Source organism: Sphingomonas sp. R86521 (assembly GCF_042466235.1).
GTDB lineage: Bacteria > Pseudomonadota > Alphaproteobacteria > Sphingomonadales > Sphingomonadaceae > Sphingomonas.
Genome location: NZ_JAXHBY010000001.1, coordinates 423,184 through 439,493, shown reverse-complemented (window position 1 = coordinate 439,493; position 16,310 = coordinate 423,184). Strand labels below are relative to the sequence as shown.

General features: G+C 68.0%; 20 protein-coding genes and 1 tRNA gene. 14 read left to right on the top strand and 7 right to left on the bottom strand.

Annotated elements, in window-relative coordinates; all coding sequences use genetic code 11:
- Nucleotides 1-12: 12 nt before the first annotated feature.
- A complete protein-coding gene (locus tag SJY20_RS02150; RefSeq protein ID WP_380784966.1) occupies nucleotides 13-579 on the bottom strand; it encodes an HNH endonuclease in 567 nt (188 codons plus the stop codon).
- 58 nt (nucleotides 580-637) lie between these two features.
- On the opposite strand from SJY20_RS02150, the gene gluQRS reads away from it, so the two are divergent.
- The 6 genes from gluQRS to egtD all read left to right on the top strand — a co-directional run bounded on the left by gluQRS (nucleotide 638) and on the right by egtD (nucleotide 5,141).
- The gene (gluQRS, locus tag SJY20_RS02145) at nucleotides 638-1,477 is read left to right on the top strand and encodes a tRNA glutamyl-Q(34) synthetase GluQRS (protein ID WP_380784965.1); all 840 of its coding nucleotides are present in this window, start codon (nucleotides 638-640) and stop codon (nucleotides 1,475-1,477) included.
- A 146-nt stretch (nucleotides 1,478-1,623) separates the two neighbouring features.
- On the top strand, nucleotides 1,624-1,917 hold the full coding sequence (locus SJY20_RS02140; RefSeq protein ID WP_380784964.1) for a hypothetical protein: 294 nt from the start codon (nucleotides 1,624-1,626) through the stop codon (nucleotides 1,915-1,917).
- Between the two features lie 154 nt (nucleotides 1,918-2,071).
- On the top strand, nucleotides 2,072-2,302 hold the full coding sequence (locus SJY20_RS02135) for a twin transmembrane helix small protein (RefSeq protein WP_380784963.1): 231 nt from the start codon (nucleotides 2,072-2,074) through the stop codon (nucleotides 2,300-2,302).
- 1 nt (nucleotide 2,303) lies between these two features.
- The gene (locus tag SJY20_RS02130) at nucleotides 2,304-2,870 is read left to right on the top strand and encodes a cob(I)yrinic acid a,c-diamide adenosyltransferase (RefSeq protein ID WP_380784962.1); all 567 of its coding nucleotides are present in this window, start codon (nucleotides 2,304-2,306) and stop codon (nucleotides 2,868-2,870) included.
- A 31-nt stretch (nucleotides 2,871-2,901) separates the two neighbouring features.
- Entirely contained in the window at nucleotides 2,902-4,164 is a 1,263-nt protein-coding gene (egtB, locus tag SJY20_RS02125) for an ergothioneine biosynthesis protein EgtB (RefSeq protein ID WP_380784961.1), read from the top strand.
- A complete protein-coding gene (gene egtD / locus SJY20_RS02120; RefSeq protein ID WP_380784960.1) occupies nucleotides 4,164-5,141 on the top strand; it encodes an L-histidine N(alpha)-methyltransferase in 978 nt (325 codons plus the stop codon). Before egtB ends, egtD begins: the two co-directional genes overlap by 1 nt.
- A gap of 90 nt (nucleotides 5,142-5,231) precedes the next feature.
- On the opposite strand, the gene SJY20_RS02115 is transcribed toward egtD, so the two are convergent.
- Nucleotides 5,232-6,359: a DUF1176 domain-containing protein gene (locus SJY20_RS02115; RefSeq protein WP_380784959.1), complete on the bottom strand. Its 1,128-nt coding sequence runs from the start codon at nucleotides 6,357-6,359 to the stop codon at nucleotides 5,232-5,234.
- A 75-nt stretch (nucleotides 6,360-6,434) separates the two neighbouring features.
- Between SJY20_RS02115 and SJY20_RS02110 the strand changes: the two genes are divergently transcribed.
- Nucleotides 6,435-7,304 carry a 3-hydroxybutyryl-CoA dehydrogenase gene (locus SJY20_RS02110; protein ID WP_380788517.1) on the top strand — a complete coding sequence of 290 codons (870 nt, stop codon included), beginning with the start codon at nucleotides 6,435-6,437 and terminating at the stop codon, nucleotides 7,302-7,304.
- A 10-nt stretch (nucleotides 7,305-7,314) separates the two neighbouring features.
- Nucleotides 7,315-7,803 carry a hypothetical protein gene (locus SJY20_RS02105; RefSeq protein WP_380784958.1) on the top strand — a complete coding sequence of 163 codons (489 nt, stop codon included), beginning with the start codon at nucleotides 7,315-7,317 and terminating at the stop codon, nucleotides 7,801-7,803.
- Between the two features lie 132 nt (nucleotides 7,804-7,935).
- Here the strand turns inward: SJY20_RS02105 and SJY20_RS02100 are convergent, their stop codons facing one another.
- A complete protein-coding gene (locus SJY20_RS02100; protein ID WP_380784957.1) occupies nucleotides 7,936-8,676 on the bottom strand; it encodes a class I SAM-dependent methyltransferase in 741 nt (246 codons plus the stop codon).
- A 203-nt stretch (nucleotides 8,677-8,879) separates the two neighbouring features.
- Nucleotides 8,880-9,152, bottom strand: coding sequence for a hypothetical protein (locus tag SJY20_RS02095; RefSeq protein ID WP_380784956.1), 273 nt, complete (start codon nucleotides 9,150-9,152; stop codon nucleotides 8,880-8,882).
- Nucleotides 9,153-9,264: 112 nt separating this feature from the next.
- Here SJY20_RS02095 and SJY20_RS02090 point away from each other — a divergent pair, with 112 nt between their 5' ends.
- Nucleotides 9,265-11,058: an aminopeptidase P family protein gene (locus tag SJY20_RS02090; RefSeq protein ID WP_380784955.1), complete on the top strand. Its 1,794-nt coding sequence runs from the start codon at nucleotides 9,265-9,267 to the stop codon at nucleotides 11,056-11,058.
- Here the strand turns inward: SJY20_RS02090 and SJY20_RS02085 are convergent.
- Nucleotides 11,055-11,192, bottom strand: a complete 138-nt coding sequence (locus SJY20_RS02085; RefSeq protein WP_380784954.1) for a hypothetical protein — start codon at nucleotides 11,190-11,192, stop codon at nucleotides 11,055-11,057. The genes SJY20_RS02090 and SJY20_RS02085 overlap by 4 nt on opposite strands.
- Nucleotides 11,193-11,282: 90 nt before the next feature.
- Between SJY20_RS02085 and SJY20_RS02080 the strand changes: the two genes are divergently transcribed.
- Nucleotides 11,283-11,357, top strand: a tRNA-Thr gene (locus SJY20_RS02080).
- Between the two features lie 62 nt (nucleotides 11,358-11,419).
- On the opposite strand, the gene SJY20_RS02075 is transcribed toward SJY20_RS02080, so the two are convergent.
- Nucleotides 11,420-11,983, bottom strand: coding sequence for a helix-turn-helix domain-containing protein (locus tag SJY20_RS02075; protein ID WP_380784953.1), 564 nt, complete (start codon nucleotides 11,981-11,983; stop codon nucleotides 11,420-11,422).
- Between the two features lie 112 nt (nucleotides 11,984-12,095).
- On the opposite strand from SJY20_RS02075, the gene SJY20_RS02070 reads away from it, so the two are divergent.
- The 3 genes from SJY20_RS02070 to SJY20_RS02060 all read left to right on the top strand — a co-directional run bounded on the left by SJY20_RS02070 (nucleotide 12,096) and on the right by SJY20_RS02060 (nucleotide 14,142).
- Complete coding sequence (locus SJY20_RS02070; protein ID WP_380784952.1) at nucleotides 12,096-12,539, top strand: DUF6456 domain-containing protein; 444 nt, start codon at nucleotides 12,096-12,098, stop codon at nucleotides 12,537-12,539.
- A gap of 41 nt (nucleotides 12,540-12,580) precedes the next feature.
- Nucleotides 12,581-13,522 carry a diaminopimelate epimerase gene (dapF, locus tag SJY20_RS02065; RefSeq protein WP_380784951.1) on the top strand — a complete coding sequence of 314 codons (942 nt, stop codon included), beginning with the start codon at nucleotides 12,581-12,583 and terminating at the stop codon, nucleotides 13,520-13,522.
- Between the two features lie 71 nt (nucleotides 13,523-13,593).
- Complete coding sequence (locus tag SJY20_RS02060; RefSeq protein ID WP_380784950.1) at nucleotides 13,594-14,142, top strand: fasciclin domain-containing protein; 549 nt, start codon at nucleotides 13,594-13,596, stop codon at nucleotides 14,140-14,142.
- A 79-nt stretch (nucleotides 14,143-14,221) separates the two neighbouring features.
- Here the strand turns inward: SJY20_RS02060 and SJY20_RS02055 are convergent, their stop codons facing one another.
- On the bottom strand, nucleotides 14,222-15,484 hold the full coding sequence (locus SJY20_RS02055) for a NupC/NupG family nucleoside CNT transporter (RefSeq protein ID WP_380784949.1): 1,263 nt from the start codon (nucleotides 15,482-15,484) through the stop codon (nucleotides 14,222-14,224).
- Between the two features lie 150 nt (nucleotides 15,485-15,634).
- Here SJY20_RS02055 and SJY20_RS02050 point away from each other — a divergent pair, with 150 nt between their 5' ends.
- Nucleotides 15,635-16,282 (top strand): queuosine precursor transporter, encoded by a 648-nt coding sequence (locus SJY20_RS02050; RefSeq protein WP_380784948.1) that lies wholly within the window; start codon nucleotides 15,635-15,637, stop codon nucleotides 16,280-16,282.
- Nucleotides 16,283-16,310 lie beyond the last annotated feature (28 nt).

Here is a 16,310-nt window from a genome sequence, read left to right as displayed (position 1 = left end):
CACCGGCGGCGCTCACGCCTCCAGTTCGACGTCCCAATAGAGCCAGTCGTGCCAGGTTTGGTGCAAATAATTGGGCGGGAAGCGCCGGCCATGTTCCTGCAGGTGCCAGTTGGTCGGCCGGATCGGTTCGATATGCAGCGGCATCGCCGCCTGCCGAGGCGTGCGCCCGCCCTTTTTCAGGTTGCACGGCGCACACGCGGTGACGACGTTTTCCCACGTCGTGCGGCCACCCTGCGCGCGCGGAATGACATGATCGAAGGTCAGGTCCTTCGGCTTGCCGCAATATTGGCAGGCGAACTTGTCGCGCAGGAACAGGTTGAACCGGGTGAAGGCGGGAAATTGCGACGGACGCACGAATTGCTTCAGCGCGATCACCGAGGGCAGCTTCAGCGCGAAACTGGCGCTGCGCACTTCGCGTTCGTAGTTGGCGACAATGTCGACGCGATCGAGGAACACCGCCTTGACCGCGGTCTGCCACGGCCACACGCTGAGCGGATAATAGGAGAGCGGCGTATAATCGGCATTGAGCACGAGCGCCGGACACCCATCCGGATGGCGCATCAGATCGGGGTGAAACACGGCTCCTCCCACACAGGCTTCGCTGAGGACGCCAATGACGCACCGCGATGACAAAGGCATGACAGCACGGAGCGAAGGCCGGGGTCAAGTCGTGACGCGGTTCGCGCCGAGCCCGACCGGGCGGCTGCACCTGGGTCATGCGGCGTCGGCGATCCGCGCGCACGACTTCGCACGCGCGCGCGGCGGGCGGTTCGTGCTGCGGATCGAGGATATCGACGGGACGCGGAGCCGGCTCGAGCATGTCGCTGCGATCCTTGAGGACCTGCGCTGGCTGGGGCTGGAATGGGACGAACTGGTGGTGCAGTCGGATCGGCTGGCGACCTATGCCGCGGGGCTGGAGCGGTTGAAGGCGATGGCGCTGGTCTATCCGTGCGTGTGCACGCGCGCCGAGATCGCGGCCAGCGCGTCGGCGCCGCAGGGCGAGATGGCGCCCGCCTATCCGGGGACGTGCCGGCTGCATCCGCCGGTGCTCGACGTCCCGCATTGCTGGCGGCTGGACATGGCGAAGGCGCTGGAGGTGACGGGGCCGCTGACCTGGCATGATGCGTCCGCGGGGACCGTCGTGGCCGATCCGCTACCGCAGGGGGATGTCGTGCTGGCGCGGAAGGATGCGCCGTCGAGCTATCATCTCGCGGTGACGCTGGACGATGCGGCGCAGGGCGTGACCGACGTGGTGCGCGGGGTCGACCTGTTCGAGGCGACGCATGTCCACCGCGTGCTGCAGGCGCTGCTGGGGTTGCCGGTGCCGGCGTATCGCCATCATCCGCTGGTGGTGGATGCGGACGGGCGGCGGCTGGCGAAGCGGGATGGCGCGCCGACGTTGGAGGCGCGACGGCTAGCGGGGGAGGATGGTGCGGGTTTGGCCGAGCGATTGCGATCTTCACTTCCGTCATCCTGACGAACGTCAGGACCCAGGGTTACGGGCGGTCGCGTTCGGGGCTCTGGGTCCTGACTTTCGTCAGGATGACGAGCGGGGGTATGGCGGGGGTGGTGGTATGATCCGTCCCCGATTGCACCGCCCTCGCCAGTCGCTACATACCCCCCATGCGCATCCTGATCCTCTGCCCGCTCTTGTGCCTGTTCGGATGCGGGCAGCCGGGCGTCGACGACGCGATCGACGCGGTGCGCGGCGAGGTGATCGAATCCCCCTCCGCGAAGTTCCGCGACGTGGTGCCGTGTCCGTCAGGCAATGGCTATTACGGGATGGTCAACAGCAAGAACGTCAAGCGCGAGTATATGGGGTTCCAGCCGTTCGTGTATGCCGAGGGCAATGCCGCGCTGTACGAGAGCCAGGTTGAATACCAGCAGCTGCGCAAGCTGTGTGCGGTGCAGAAGTAGCGGCCTCTTCCTGTTCTCCCGCGAACGCGGGAGCCCAGGAGTCTCGAACGATACCGTTTGTAACCCTGGACCCCCGCGTTCGCGGGGGAACGGTTGTTGTGCGGACGTGGCCGCCCCCATTGCTACCCCACCCCCTCGCGCCTAGATTAGTGTCATGAACACTTTCCTCGTCATCCTTCTGGTCGCGGCGATGATCGCGACGCTCGTTGCCCTCGTGCGCGGGATCATTTCGTTCCTGCAGGAGGGGACGCAGGCGGTGAAGGACGGCAATGGTCCGAGCGCGGCGTCGCTGAAATCGAACCGGATGATGCAGCAGCGGATCTTCTTCCAAGCGATCGCGATCCTGATCGTCGTGGTGATCCTGTTCGCCGCCGGCCGCACCTGAATTGGTCAAGCTCAACAGCATCTACACGCGCACCGGCGACGACGGCACCACCGGGCTCGTCGACGGATCGCGGGTGTCGAAGGCCGATCCGCGGATGCAGGCGATCGGCGATGTCGACGAAGCGAACAGCGCGCTGGGGATCGCCGCGGTAGCACTGGCCGACCATCCGATCGCGGCCGAACTGGCGCGGATCCAGAACGACCTGTTCGACCTGGGCGCCGATCTGGCCACGCCGGGCGCCGATTTCGCGCCGTCCGAGATGGTGCTGCGGATCGTGCCCGCGCAGGTCGAGCGGATCGAGCGCGCGATCGATGCGATGAACGACAGCCTGTCGCCGCTGCGCAGCTTCATCCTGCCGGGCGGATCGGCGGGTGCCGCGGCGCTGCACCTGGCGCGCGCGATCACGCGGCGCGCGGAGCGATCCGCGGTAGCGATCGTCGAGCCGGTCAACCCGGCGGCACTCGCGTATATCAACCGGCTTTCGGACTTCCTGTTCGTCGCATCACGCCACGTGAACCAAAACGGGGCCGGGGACGTTCTGTGGCAGCCGGGAGCAACCCGGGGCTAGATCGGCGTCCGGTCCAGCTGAAGGAGCCTGGATGTCCGACCACCCCCGCCTAGCGCCAGATCGCTCGTCCGATCTGGCCGATCGTTTCACTGCAGTCCGCGACCTGTCGCTGGCACTGGCCGCACCATTGTCGGATGCCGACGCGACGGTGCAGTCGATGCCCGACGCATCGCCGACCAAATGGCATCTGGCGCACACGACCTGGTTCTTCGAGACGTTCGTGCTGCGCGATCACGTGCCTGGTTATAAGCTGCATGACGCGCGCTTCCCGTTCCTGTTCAACAGCTATTATGAGGCGGAAGGCCGCCGTCATGCGCGCGATCGTCGCGGGATGATCACGCGTCCCAACCTCGACGAGGTCCGCGCCTATCGTGCCGCGGTGGATAGCGCATTGGTCGCGGCGCTGCCGTCGCTGGCGCCCGAGGTGCAGGCGCTGGTCGTGCTCGGCTGTCATCACGAGGAGCAGCACCAGGAGCTGTTGATCACCGACATCTGCCATCTGCTGTCGGAGAATCCGCTGGAGCCGGCGATGTGGCCGGCGCCGCGGAAGGTGCCGGTGGAAATGCCGGGGCCGGTCGGCTGGATCGAGCGCGCGGGCGGAATCGTGCAGGTCGGACATGGCGGAGAGGAATTCGCGTTCGACTGCGAAGGGCCGCGCCACGACACCCTGCTGGTGCCGCATGCGATCGCCGACCGCACCGTGACCAACGGCGAATGGGCGGCGTTCATCGCCGATGGCGGCTACCGCGAGGCACGCCACTGGCTCGCCGATGGCTGGGCCTGGGTGAAGGCCGAGGGCATCGTCGCGCCGCTCTATTGGGAAGAGCGCGATGGCGGCTGGACCCGGTTCGGGCTCGATGGCCGCCGCGCGATCGACCCGGCCGCTCCGGTCACGCATGTCAGCTTCTTCGAGGCCGATGCCTATGCCAGCTGGGCCGGCGCGCGACTGCCGACCGAGTTCGAATGGGAGGCGGCCGCATCCTCTTACTACGCGGACGGTGGCAACCAGCTCGACGTCGCAGGCCCGTGCGAACCGCGCCCCGCGACCGATGACCCGGCGTTTTTCGGCGACGTCTGGGAATGGACCGGCAGCGCGTACCGCCCCTACCCCGGGTTCAAGCCGGTCGAGGGCGCGGTCGGCGAGTATAACGGCAAGTTCATGAGCGGGCAGTTCGTGCTGCGCGGCGGCAGTTGCGCCACCCCGCGGGGGCATGCCCGCCCGAGCTATCGCAATTTCTTCTACCCGCACCAGCGCTGGCAGTTCACCGGCGTGCGGCTCGCAAAGGACCTTTGATGTTGAAGCCCGAAATCGAGGACGGCGAGCAGTCCCTCGCCGACCCGGCGTTTCGCGCCGACGTGCTGGCCGGCTTCGCGCGTCGCCCGCGGGCGATCCCGGCGCGCTGGTTCTATGACCGGCGCGGGTCGGAATTGTTCGAGGCGATCACCGACCTGCCCGAATATTATCCGACCCGGACCGAGGCGGGCATTTTGCGCACCGCGTCGCCCGAGGTTGCGACGATCGCGGGCGAGGGTCGTGCGGTGGTGGAATTCGGATCGGGATCGTCGACCAAGACGCCGATCCTGCTCGAGGCTGTCGCGCCATTGGTCTATGTCCCGATCGACATTTCGGGCGATTTCCTGCGTGAATCGTCGCGGGTGCTGTCGAACCAGTTCCCCGAGCTGCTGGTGTTGCCGTTCGAGGCGGATTTCATGCGGCCGCTGAGCCTGCCGCAGACCATCGCCGAGACGCCCAAGCTGGGCTTCTTTCCGGGGTCGACAATCGGCAACATGATTCCGCTGATGGCGGTCGACCTGTTGCGGACGATGCGCACGTCGCTGGGTCTGGGCGCGATGCTGCTGGTCGGGATGGATCGGATCAAGGATCCCGAGATCCTGGTGCCGGCCTATGACGATGCGGCGGGGGTGACCGCAGCGTTCAACCTCAACCTGCTCGAGCGGATCAACCGCGAGCTGGGCGGCACGATCCCGGTCGACGCTTTCCATCACCGTGCGATCTGGAACGACGATCGCGCGCGGATCGAGATGCACCTGGAAGCGACGCGCGACGTCGACTTCACGATCGACGGGCAGGCGTTTGCGATGACGGCGGGCGAGACGATTCACACCGAGAACAGCCATAAATACGGGCTGCGCGATGCGAAGATTTTGCTGCGGTCGGGCGGGTGGACGCCGATCGCCGAGTGGAGCGATCCCGACGGGTTGTTCTCGTTGTACCTGGCCGAGGCGCAGGCGGAGCGGCCTGCGCCTTGACGTCATCCCGGGCTCGTCCCGGGATCCAGAGTTACGATCGATGTCGCTTGGGGCTCTGGATCCCGGGACGAGCCCGGGATGACGGAGAGGTCAGCGACGGATCACCTTTGCGCGCCAGGTCGTCATGTAGTTGGGGTTGCCGCGGCATTCGCTCATTGCGCTCTGTTCGGTGAGGCGCAGGCGGGTGCCGTCCCAGACATAGCTTTGCTGGACGCCGCAATCGCCGATCCCGCGGCCCTTGGCATAGCTCGTCAGCAAACCATCGTCGAAGGCGCCGTTGACGACACTGCGCACCGGCGTCTGCGAATCGGCACCGGTCTCGTCGAAGCCCGAGGGCGAATCGACGTCTGCGGGCGTCACCGTCGTGCCGTCGATCACGAACAGCGCACCGATCAGGTTATACGCGCCACTGGAGCAGGGCAGGATGACCAGCGTCTTGCCGCCGCCGATCGCGTGCGCCTCGGGTGACATCACGCCGGTCTTGTTGTCGACGATGTCGCATTTCGCCTGTTTGCGCATCGTCGCCAGTTGCGCCGCGGTCGGCGTTGCGGCCTCCCCCGTGATCGACGGTGCGACGATGATAGGCAGCGCAGGCGCCTCGACGACCTTGGTCGCCTTGCCCTTGGCGGCCAGCGCATCGGGGGTGCCGGCGCGACCCTGCACCGCGTCGGCATAGCGCATCGCCGCCGCCGCGCCCTTCAGCGACACCGTCGCGACCGCCTCGTCCTTGCGGTTGCGGAGTTCGAGGTGGCGGCCCGCGGGTAGTGCCTCGGCGATATCGAGCGACGATTCGGGGCTGAGTTTGGTGGCGATCTTGCGGCCGTCGACCCACAGGCTGGCGGGGCGAATCGCCTCGTCGCGCGAATCGATATAGGTCTTGGTCTCGCCGTCGCCCTCGCGGACGATGTTGAGCGTGACGTTGTCGCCCCCGCCCACTTCGGGCAGCAGCGAGGCGAGCGTGCAGCGCAGGCCGTTGTCGCAGCCCACCGCCCAGTCGCCGAACGTCTTCAAAACGCCCTGTTTCGGTACCGCCTTCGCGTCCGCGATCGCGACCGGCGCCGTCGGCGCCGCTGCCGTCGGAGTCGGCGCAGGGAGCGGCTCGACCGGTGCGGCGTTGTGGGTCGGAACGGGGTCGGGCGCGATGTCCGCGCTCGGCGGCGAACAGGCGGCGAGCGCGATCGACGGGGCGAGCAGCAGGGGCAGGACGAAACGGGTCATGACCCCCGTTTAGCGGACTGCACAGCCGCGCCAAACCCGCTATCGGAGCGGCAGAGAAGAATCGAGAGGATCGTGATGCAGACCATAGGCGTGATCGGGGCGGGACAGATGGGCGCGGGGATCGCGCAGGTATCGGCGCAGGCGGGCTACCGCGTGCTGCTCGCCGACGTCTCGCGTGAGCGCGCCGAGGCGGGCAAGGCGGGGATCGCCAAGGCGCTGGCGCGGCTGGTCGAGAAGGAGAAGATCGACGCCGAGTCGCGCGATGCGACGCTGGCCAATATCGAGCCGGTCGACGGCGTGGCGGCGATGGGCGACTGCGCAATCGTGGTCGAGGCAGCGACCGAGCGCGAGGCGATCAAGCGCGCGATCTTTGCCGAAGTCGCCAAGGTGATGGGGCCCGATGCGATCCTGGCGTCGAACACCTCGTCGATCCCGATCACCCGGCTGGCGCAGGCCGCGCATGACCCGGCGCGGTTCATGGGGGTGCATTTCTTCAACCCGGTCCCGGTGATGCGGCCGATCGAGCTGATCCGCGGCCTGGCCACGTCGGACGCGACGGTGGCGGCGGTCGAGGCGTATGCGGAAACGCTCGGCAAGCAGGTGGTGCACGCCAACGACGCGCCGGGGTTCATCGTCAACCGCGTGCTGATGCCGATGATCAACGAGGCGTGCTTCGCGCTCGGCGAAGGCGTCGCGAGCGTGCAGGACATCGACCTCGCCTGCCAGTTGGGGCTCAACCATCCGATGGGGCCGCTGACGCTGGCGGACTTCATCGGGCTCGACACGTGCCTGGAGATCACGCGCGTGCTGTTCGAGGGGACCGGCGATCCCAAATTCCGGCCGGCGCCGCTGCTGGTGAAATATGTCGATGCCGGCTGGTTCGGGCGGAAAACCAAGCGCGGCTTCTATGATTATTCGGGCGCCGAGCCCGTGCCGACGCGCTGAGCCGGCTGTCATGACCGATTCGCGAGGCTGGCCGTCGTTGCTGGGGGGCACCCTGCCCCCCGCCACCGGCCGCACCGAACGCGCGCGCCTGCGGGAGGCGGCGCGGGCCGAAAGCGCGCAGGCGCGGTCGGAGGCGGCGCTTGCTCGCGTCGAGGAGCGTGCGGTGCAACGGCAGGTGGAAACCGAGGCGCGTGAACGGGCGCGGCAGGAGCGCGCGCAGGCCGAGACCGCGGTGCTGGGGCTGCGCGCGTCGCAGCTCGGGATCGATACCGGCGTCAAGCTGACCACCGGGCGGCGGCGGCGGACCGGCAAGCAGGAGCCGGGTACGGGGCGGCACGAGGAGCGCGATACGTCGTCGTTCAAGACCGTCGTCGAGCCCGACCGCATCCGCGCATTTGCCGGGCGCGGTGTTTCGGTCGCGGGAATCGCGGCGGCGTTCGGGGTGTCCGAGGCGGAGGTCGAGGCGGCTTTGGACTATCGGGAGGGGGACGACGGGTAGCCCCTCGTTGAGGAGTGCCGCGCATCCCAGCCCCCCGCCGTCATCCTGACGAAAGTCAGGACCCAGGGTCGCGCACGCTGCGCCCCGTAACTCTGGGTCCTGACTTTCGTCAGGATGACGGGCTAATAGGGCTTACGGTTTGCGGAACTTGTAGACGAACTGGTCGGTCTTGCCGCGGATCGAAGGGTCGAACACCACCTTGCTGTGGTCGTCGGCGGGATTGGCGAGCACGCGGGACTGGCCGACGAAGCGGAAGCCGGCGGCCTCGACCTGCGTCTTCACCGCTGCGGGATCGATCCGGTGCCGTTTCTCGGTGCCGGCCAGGCCGGTGCCGGGCGCGTCGGCGTGGTCGATCACGACATAGGTGCCGCCCTTTTTCAGCAGCTTGAATACCGCGGCATCGAACGCGCGCAGCGCCGGTTCACCAGCACCGTTGTTGGGGATGTCGTGATAATTCTGCACGGTCCAGAACAGGTCGACCGGGCGGGTCGAGGTCGGCAGGTTGGTCGGCGACGCGACGAGGGTCGCGTTGGTCGCGCCGATCGCGGTGAAATCCGGCCGGGTCTTGTCGACGCGCGCGCTCATCGCGGCGGGCCACATTGCGTCGACGTGGCCCTTGGGGCCGACGATCTCTGTGAAGATGCGGGTCCAGTAATACCGCGCGCCGGGCAGGAAATCGATCACGGTGTCGCCGGGCTTCACGCCGGAAAAGGCGAGGACTTCGGCGGCCTTGCGCTTCGCGTCGTCGACCTGCTGGTCGGCACGCGCGGGGTTCGCCAATGCCTTGGTCACCGCCGGCGACGCGGTCTGCGCGCTGGCGATACCGCCGCTGGTGACGAGCGCCACCGCGATCAGACTCGAGAATGCCTTCATCGTCCGTCTCCAATGCGGCCTTGGGCGCGTGCCGGGCCGTGACCGATGATCGCCCGGCGGGGCGTCGGCGTCGAGCGATATTCACCCGTCATCCTGACGAACGTCAGGACCCAGGGTTACGGGCGGCAGCGCTGCTTGGCTCTGGGTCCTGACTTTCGTCAGGATGACGGGTTTGGGTGTTGGGAAGACGGGCATACCTGGACCTAATCCAGGTCGTTCTCGCTGATCACGATCATCTCCTGGTCGGGGTCGCGGGCGAGCGCGGTGACGCCGAGCGTCGCGATCGCGTCGGCATGCTGGTGGAACAGCGCGACCGCGTCCGAATCGGGGACCTTGGTGCTCAGCGCCTCGAGCACGTCGTACTGCACCGCGAACGGATAGCGGGTGCCGCTGACGTCGCCCTCGAACTCGACCTGCCGCTGGTCGACATTGTCGTCGATGGTCCGGGTGTCGATCGTCACGCTGTCTTCGGCCATGGTCATGCTCCTTGTGTCGGGGCGTCAAGCGCGGGGGCGCCCGCGATGTTCCCTCGCGCATCACCGGCGCAGCGCGGTGGAATGGCCGCCGCCGATCTGGCAGGACCGCAGGATGACTTATGCAGACCGCCTCGCCGCCTTTCGTGCCCAGCTTGCGTCGCAGCGCCTCGACGGCTTCGTCGTGCCGCTGACCGACGAACATATGAGCGAATATGTCGGCGCCTATGCGCAGCGACTCGGCTGGCTGACCGGGTTCCAGGGGTCGGCCGGCAGCGCGGCGGTGCTGGCCGACCGCGCGGCGATCTTCACCGATGGGCGCTACACGCTGCAGGTCCGCGAACAGGTCGATGGCGCGCTGTGGGAGTATGCGCCGGTGCCGCAGACCAGCGTCTCGGCCTGGCTCGGCACGCATGCGCCCGGGGGCGGGCGGATCGGCTACGATCCGTGGCTGCACACCGGCGCCTGGGTCGCGGAGACGAGCGCGGCGCTGGCCGATCGCGGGGCGACGCTGGTCGCAGTGCAGGCCAATCCGGTCGATGCGACCTGGACCGATCGCCCGGCGCCGTCCGATGCCCGGATGACGGTGCAGGACGATGCGCTGGCGGGGGCATCGTCGGCCGCCAAGCGCGCCGACATCGCCGAATGGCTCGCCGGGCAGCGCGCCGATGCGGTGGTGCTGTCCGCGCTCGATTCGATCGCCTGGGCGCTGAACGTGCGCGGCGGCGACGTCGCGCATACCCCGGTCGCGCTGGCGTATGCGATCGTCGATGCCGACGGCACCACCGACCTGTTCGTCGCCCCCGACAAGCTCGACGATGCGGTCCGCCAGCATCTCGGCAACGCGGTGCGTATCCACGATCGGGCCGCGTTTGCAGAGGCGCTCGGGCGCTATGCCGGCAAGCGGATCGCCGCCGATCCGGAACGTGCTGTCGCCGCGATCACCCAGGCGCTGGAAGCGGGCGGTGCGAAAGTGCTGGCGCTGCGCGACCCGGTGGTGATCGCCAAGGCGCTGAAGAACCCGGTCGAGGTCGCCGGCCACCGTGCCGCGTCCGCGCGCGACGGTGCCGCGCTCGCGCGCTTCCTGCGCTGGGTCGAGCACGAATGCGTGAAGGGCGGACAGACCGAATTGTCGGCCGCGGCGAAGCTGCTCGAATTCCGCCAGGCGACCGGGCTGCTCAAGGACACCTCGTTCGACACCATCTCGGCGACCGGCGCGCACGGGGCCAGCCCGCATTACCACTGCACCGAAGAGTCGAACGTGCCGATCGAGGTCGGCCAGCTGTATCTGGTCGATTCGGGCGGGCAATATGCCGACGGCACCACCGACGTGACCCGGGTGATGCCGATCGGCGAGCCCACGCCCGAAATGCGCGACCGCTTCACCCGCGTGCTGAAGGGCCATATCGCGATCGCCACCGCGGTGTTCCCGGACGGCACGATGGGCGGCCAGATCGATGCGTTCGCCAGGCGACCGTTATGGGAGGCGGGGCTCGATTTCGCGCATGGCACTGGGCACGGCGTCGGCGCCTATCTGTCGGTGCACGAGGGGCCACAGCGGATCGCCGCGCCCAACTATCCCGGCGGCGCGGCGATGGAGCCGTTGCGCGCGGGCATGATGGTCTCGAACGAGCCGGGCTATTACAAGGCCGGCGAATACGGCATCCGGATCGAGAATTTGCTGCTCATCGAGCCGCGCGAGATCGCCGGGGCGGACCGGGAAATGCTCGGGTTCGAGACGCTGACCTTCTGTCCAATCGAGCGGATGCTGATTGAGCCTTCGCTGCTCACCGCGCCCGAACTGGCGTGGCTGAACGGGTATCACGCGCAGGTGCTCGCGGTGCTGGGGCCGCAGATGGACGGCGACGACCTCGCCTGGCTGCGCGGGAAATGCGCGCCGATCGGCTAGGCGTCGGGCGTCGGTTCCAATGGCACGGACGGGGTCTCGCCGCGCGCCTGCGTCTTCCGCTTGCGGAGGTTGGTGCGCAGCGCGGCGGCCATGCGCTCAGCCTTTGCGGCGGCCTTTTTGTCTGCGTCGGTCATGCCGATCGGCCTACCAGCCGCCGACATCGCTTGACAACCGCGCCGCCCTCGTCTCTTAGCCCCACTCCGCCGGCAGCGATGCCGACGAGTGCTGCCGTAGCTCAGTGGTAGAGCGCATCCTTGGTAAGGCTGAGGTCGTGAGTTCAATCCTCACCGGCAGCACCATTTTCCCGACTTCGCCGAGGCGACGACGTCGGCGGGCTTCGGGCCCGACGGCTATTTCATCTTCATAACGACCGGACCAGCCGGATCGCGCGCGCGATCCAGGCGGGGTCTGCGATCGTCGATGGTTCGCTGCCGCTGCCCGGTGGCATGATCCTGACGGTGGCGCCGTTCAGTTCGACCAGGCGGCCGAAAACGAAGCGTCCTGCCGGGCGCGGGACCAGGACGTCGCGGTTCAGCGCGCTGGTGAACGCATCGGGGGCGAGCGTGTCGCACCAGATCTCGTCGCCGCTGCGATAGTCGCCGACGCCGCCGGTGACCGTGACCGCGATTTGCCCCGGGGCCGGCTGGGGCGGGGTCGCCGTCGTCGCACGGCGCGGCGCGTGGGCACCGGCGGCGTCGAGTAATGCGGCGACGGGCAGATCGGCGCGGCCGGGGAGCTTGACCAGGTCCGCCGCCGCGACGCCGAGCGCGTCGGCGATGCGGTTTAGCCAGCCGACCGACACGGTGCGCGTGCCGGTTTCTAGCCGGCCGATGGTCTGCGCGGTGGTCGGCGGTACGCAGGCGCGGCCGACATCCCCGAGCGTCATGCCCTTGGCGCGGCGGACTTCGCGGATCGCGGTGATCATCTCGGACTCCAAACCAGATAGGTTCGCCTCTGTCCTACAAAGGCGACCATATGGCAAGACGCATGCGACTCGGACGAGAGGGGTCGGACGAGATGGGTCGGGGGAGATGGGCATGCGCGAGCTGGTGGAACGGTCGATGGGTGGAGGGGTGGGCCGCGGCCGGACGGTCACGGTCAATCTGGCGGAGTCGCCGCTCGGGTGGCTGCGGTCGCGCGGGTTGGTCGACCTGCGGCAGTTCGAGGCGGGCGAGCGGCTGCGCGCGGATTACGAGACCGCGTCGCTGGGCCCGCGCGTGACGATGCGCTGGGCGGCGCGGGTCGATGGCGGCGGGGGCGAGGGACTGGACCCGACCATGGCGCAGATCGCGGCGAAGCGGCGGTTCGATGCGGCGACCGCCGCGGCGGGCGCGGGTCTGGCCGATATCCTGTGGCGTGTGGTCTGCGCGGGCGAGGGCATGCCGGTGGCCGAGAAGGCGCTCGGCTGGCCGGCGCGGGCCGGACGGCTGGTGCTGACGTTCGCGCTGGACCGGATCGCCGACCATTACGGCCTGCCGTAAGCAGCGTTGCAGCCGGCCACGCCGGCCCCTAGACCGCGGCAATGCGGTTCGACATCACCAAATGCCATGGCTCGGGCAACGACTTCCCGTTGATCGACGCGCGCGCGCTGTCGCTGGACGATGCGGCCTGGGCGGCGGTCGCGCGCGCACTCGCCGATCGCGCGGGGCCGGTCGGGGGAGATGGCCTGTTGCTGCTGACCGCCGGCGATGACGACCATGCGTTCGGGATGCGGATGTTCAATTCGGACGGGAGCGAATCGGAAACCTGTCTCAACGGGCTGCGCTGCACCGCGCGGTCGGGCTTTGCCGCGCTTGGCGTCGAGAGCGCGCGGGTGCGCCTGAAGACCAGCGGCGCGTTCGTGGTGCGCGACCCGGATCTTGCACCGGGCGTGTTCACCGTACGTGAGACCGCGGGGCCTGCGTCGCGCGACGTCGCCGCCTGGCCGATGACGATCGGGCGCGCGGAGAATATCGATGCGCCGATCGAGGGGCTGCCGAGCGACCGCGCGTTCACCGCGGTCGCGATGCCCAACCCGCATCTGGTGACGTTCGTCGACCGGATCGACGAGGCCGAACTGGTGCGCGTCGGCACGGTCTGCGAATCGGCGCCCGACTGGCTGCCGAACCGCGCGAACGTCAGCTTCGTCGAAGTGCGTGGGCGTGACCTGTTCGTGCGGACGTTCGAGCGCGGGGTCGGGCTGACCGACAGTTGCGGCAGCGCGATGGGCGCGTCGACCTATGCCGCGTGCCTGACCGGGCGGATCGCGTTCGATGTGCCGACGACGGTGTTCAACAAGGGCGGGCGGATCCGTGCCGAGGCGAGCGCGGACGGCATGGTGACGCTGTCGGGCAACGCCACGGTCGAGTGGATCGGCAGCGTCGATGTCGACCTGGCGGCGGGAGCGGCCAGCGACCTGACGATCGCGGCGCGGTATCCCGACGAGATCGCCGCCTGGGCCGCGGTACGGGACGCCGCCGTCTGACCCTTGCGTCAATCGGACGCCCGCCTGCGTATCTCCGCCGCATCCGAACCGGGGTGCGCAAGGAGAACCCCATGAACCACATCATCCGCACCGCCATCGTCGCGACCGCCCTCGTCGCCAGCGGTTCCGCCATCGCCAAGACCAACCCCCGCGTCGGCGGCGCTGCGATGTACCCGACCAAGACCATCGTCGAGAACGCGGTCAATTCAAAGGATCACACCACGCTGGTCGCCGCGGTGAAGGCTGCAGGCCTGGTCGAAACGCTGTCGGGCCCGGGTCCGTTCACGGTGTTCGCACCGACCAACGCCGCGTTCGCCAAGCTGCCCGCAGGGACCGTCGACACGCTGGTGAAGCCCGAGAACAAGGCGCAGCTGACCAGCATCCTGACCTATCACGTGGTGCCCGGCACGATCAGCGCCGCCGATATCGCGGCAAAGGCGAAGGCCAATGGCGGCACCGCGACCTACACCACGGTGCAGGGCGGCACGCTGAGCTTCATGAAGGCCGGCAGCGGCTGGATGATCATGGACGGCAAGGGCGACAAGGGTCGCATCACGATCGCCAACGTCTATCAGTCGAACGGCGTGATCCACGTCATCGACACGGTGATGATGCCCTGAATTGGTCCTCCGCGCAGGTGGGGGTTCGGATCACGAGCGGTAGCGTTCGTGACCCTGGGCTCCCGCCTTCGCGGGAGAACTAGGAGATCAGCAGGCCTGCGAGTGCTGCGGACATCAGGTTGGCGAGGCTACCCGCCGCCAGCGCGCGCAGGCCGAGCTTCGCGATCATCGGGCGCTGGTTGGGGGCGAGGCTGCCGGTCACCGCCATCTGGATCGCGATCGACGAGAAGTTCGCGAACCCGCACAGCGAGAAGGTGATCACCGCGATCGTCCGCGGGCTGAGACCCTGTTGCGTGCCGAGCGAGATATACGCGACGAATTCGTTCAGCACGATCTTTTGCCCGAACAGCCCGCCGGCGATCTGTGCCTCGCTCCACGGCACGTTGAGCAGGACCATGATCGGCGCGAACACATAGCCGAGCAGCCCCTGGAAGCTCAGCCCCGGCAAGCCGATGATGTTGCCGAGCCCGCCGAGCAGGCCGTTCGCCAGCGCGACCAAGGCGACGAACGCGAGCACCATCGCGCCGACCGCGACGGCCAGGCGCACGCCGGTCTGGGCACCCTGTGCCGCCGCCATGATCAGGTTGGCGGGCTTTTCCTCGTCATGCGTGGCCTGGGGGAGCGGCTCGCCTGCGATGCTTTCGGGCACGTCGCCGAGCGCCAGTTCGCCGTCGGGCGTCGCGCGGCTGTCGGGCATGATGATCTTGGCCATCAGGATACCGCCCGGCGCCGCCATGAAGCTGGCCGCGAGCAGATAGTCGATGCTGATGCCCATCGAGGCGTACGCGGCGAGGATGGTGCCGGCAACGCCCGCCATCCCGCTGGTCATCACCGTGAACAGCTGCGGGGCGGTCAGTCCGGCGAGATAGGGGCGGATGACGAGCGGCGATTCGCTCTGGCCGACGAAGATGTTCGCCGCCGCGCACAGCGATTCGACCTTCGATACGCCGATGACCTTCTCGATCGCGCCGCCGACCCAGCGCACGATCAGCTGCATGACGCCGAGATAATAGAGGATCGAGACCAGGCTGGCGAAGAAGATGATCACCGGCAGCGCGGCGATCGCGAAGCTCTGTCCGCCGATCTCGGGCGTCGCCATCTTGCCGAACAGGAATTCGGTACCCTTTTGCGAATAGCCGAGCAGGTTGGCGACCCCGCCCGACATCGAGCCGAGGACCAGCTTGCCGAAACTGGAATAGAGCACCAGCACCGCGATTCCGGCCTGCAGCGCGAACGCCGCGCCGACGATGCGCAACCGGATCGCGCGGCGGTCGGTCGACAGCAGCACCGCGATACCCAGGATCACGGCGATACCGCAAAGGCCGATGAGAAGTCTGTTCATGCCTGGACTGACGCTTCCTGAAGATCGTGACGCGGCCCCCCGGGCGCGCAGGGCCGACATGACACGCGGGGGCGGGGCTCGCCAGTCATTTGACGCTGCAATGTCACGGGGCGAATTGACGGGAAGGCGAAACGCGGTAGCGTCGCGGCGATGGATCACACCCCCCCTGCGATTACGCGCTCGCTCTTCGTCTTTTCGGTTCTGTACGGCGGGATGGTCTGTATCGCAGGCGTGCTGGGCGTGAAGCAGGTGGCGCTGGGACCGCTCGCGGTCGAGGCGGGGATCTTCGCGTTCCTGCTGCTGGTCGCGCTCAGCAGCGCGGTCGCCGAACTCCACGGACAAAAGATCGCGACCTCGCTGGTACGCTTCGGGTTCATTCCGTTGATCGTGTCGGCGGTGCTGATCCAGCTGGTGCTGGCCCTGCCGCACGACCCGGGCATGTACCCGCCGGCAATCGATGCGTTTCCGGTGGTGGTCGGACAGGGCGCGCGGATGATGATCGCGGGGCTGATCAGCTACGGCATCTCGCAGACGCTCAACGTGCTGATCTTCGCCAAGCTGTCGCGCCCGATCGGCGGGGGCGAGGGCAAGCTGGTGTGGCTGCGCGGGATGATCGCCAGCGTCGTCTCGCAGATCATCGACACGTTGCTGTTCATCACCATCTCGTTCCTCGGCGAGCGCCCGATCCTGGCGCTGATGGAGGGGCAGATGCTGACCAAGATCGTGCTGTCGATCATTCTGGTGCCGGTGCTGATCACGTTCTTCGTGCGGCTGGGGCGGCGGTTGGATCAGGTCTGAGGGTCTGTCCTCAATGGAAGCTTGAGAC

Coding starts and splice junctions, on each gene's coding strand:
- gluQRS (WP_380784965.1), top strand. CDS start 638: ATGACAGCACGGAGCGAAGGCCGGGGTCAAGTCGTGACGCGGTTCGCG.
- SJY20_RS02140 (WP_380784964.1), top strand. CDS start 1,624: ATGCGCATCCTGATCCTCTGCCCGCTCTTGTGCCTGTTCGGATGCGGG.
- SJY20_RS02135 (WP_380784963.1), top strand. CDS start 2,072: ATGAACACTTTCCTCGTCATCCTTCTGGTCGCGGCGATGATCGCGACG.
- egtB (WP_380784961.1), top strand. CDS start 2,902: ATGTCCGACCACCCCCGCCTAGCGCCAGATCGCTCGTCCGATCTGGCC.
- egtD (WP_380784960.1), top strand. CDS start 4,164: ATGTTGAAGCCCGAAATCGAGGACGGCGAGCAGTCCCTCGCCGACCCG.
- SJY20_RS02115 (WP_380784959.1), bottom strand. CDS start 6,359: ATGACCCGTTTCGTCCTGCCCCTGCTGCTCGCCCCGTCGATCGCGCTC.
- SJY20_RS02110 (WP_380788517.1), top strand. CDS start 6,435: ATGCAGACCATAGGCGTGATCGGGGCGGGACAGATGGGCGCGGGGATC.
- SJY20_RS02105 (WP_380784958.1), top strand. CDS start 7,315: ATGACCGATTCGCGAGGCTGGCCGTCGTTGCTGGGGGGCACCCTGCCC.
- SJY20_RS02100 (WP_380784957.1), bottom strand. CDS start 8,676: ATGAAGGCATTCTCGAGTCTGATCGCGGTGGCGCTCGTCACCAGCGGC.
- SJY20_RS02095 (WP_380784956.1), bottom strand. CDS start 9,152: ATGGCCGAAGACAGCGTGACGATCGACACCCGGACCATCGACGACAAT.
- SJY20_RS02090 (WP_380784955.1), top strand. CDS start 9,265: ATGACTTATGCAGACCGCCTCGCCGCCTTTCGTGCCCAGCTTGCGTCG.
- SJY20_RS02085 (WP_380784954.1), bottom strand. CDS start 11,192: ATGACCGACGCAGACAAAAAGGCCGCCGCAAAGGCTGAGCGCATGGCC.
- SJY20_RS02075 (WP_380784953.1), bottom strand. CDS start 11,983: ATGATCACCGCGATCCGCGAAGTCCGCCGCGCCAAGGGCATGACGCTC.
- SJY20_RS02070 (WP_380784952.1), top strand. CDS start 12,096: ATGCGCGAGCTGGTGGAACGGTCGATGGGTGGAGGGGTGGGCCGCGGC.
- dapF (WP_380784951.1), top strand. CDS start 12,581: ATGCGGTTCGACATCACCAAATGCCATGGCTCGGGCAACGACTTCCCG.
- SJY20_RS02060 (WP_380784950.1), top strand. CDS start 13,594: ATGAACCACATCATCCGCACCGCCATCGTCGCGACCGCCCTCGTCGCC.
- SJY20_RS02055 (WP_380784949.1), bottom strand. CDS start 15,484: ATGAACAGACTTCTCATCGGCCTTTGCGGTATCGCCGTGATCCTGGGT.
- SJY20_RS02050 (WP_380784948.1), top strand. CDS start 15,635: ATGGATCACACCCCCCCTGCGATTACGCGCTCGCTCTTCGTCTTTTCG.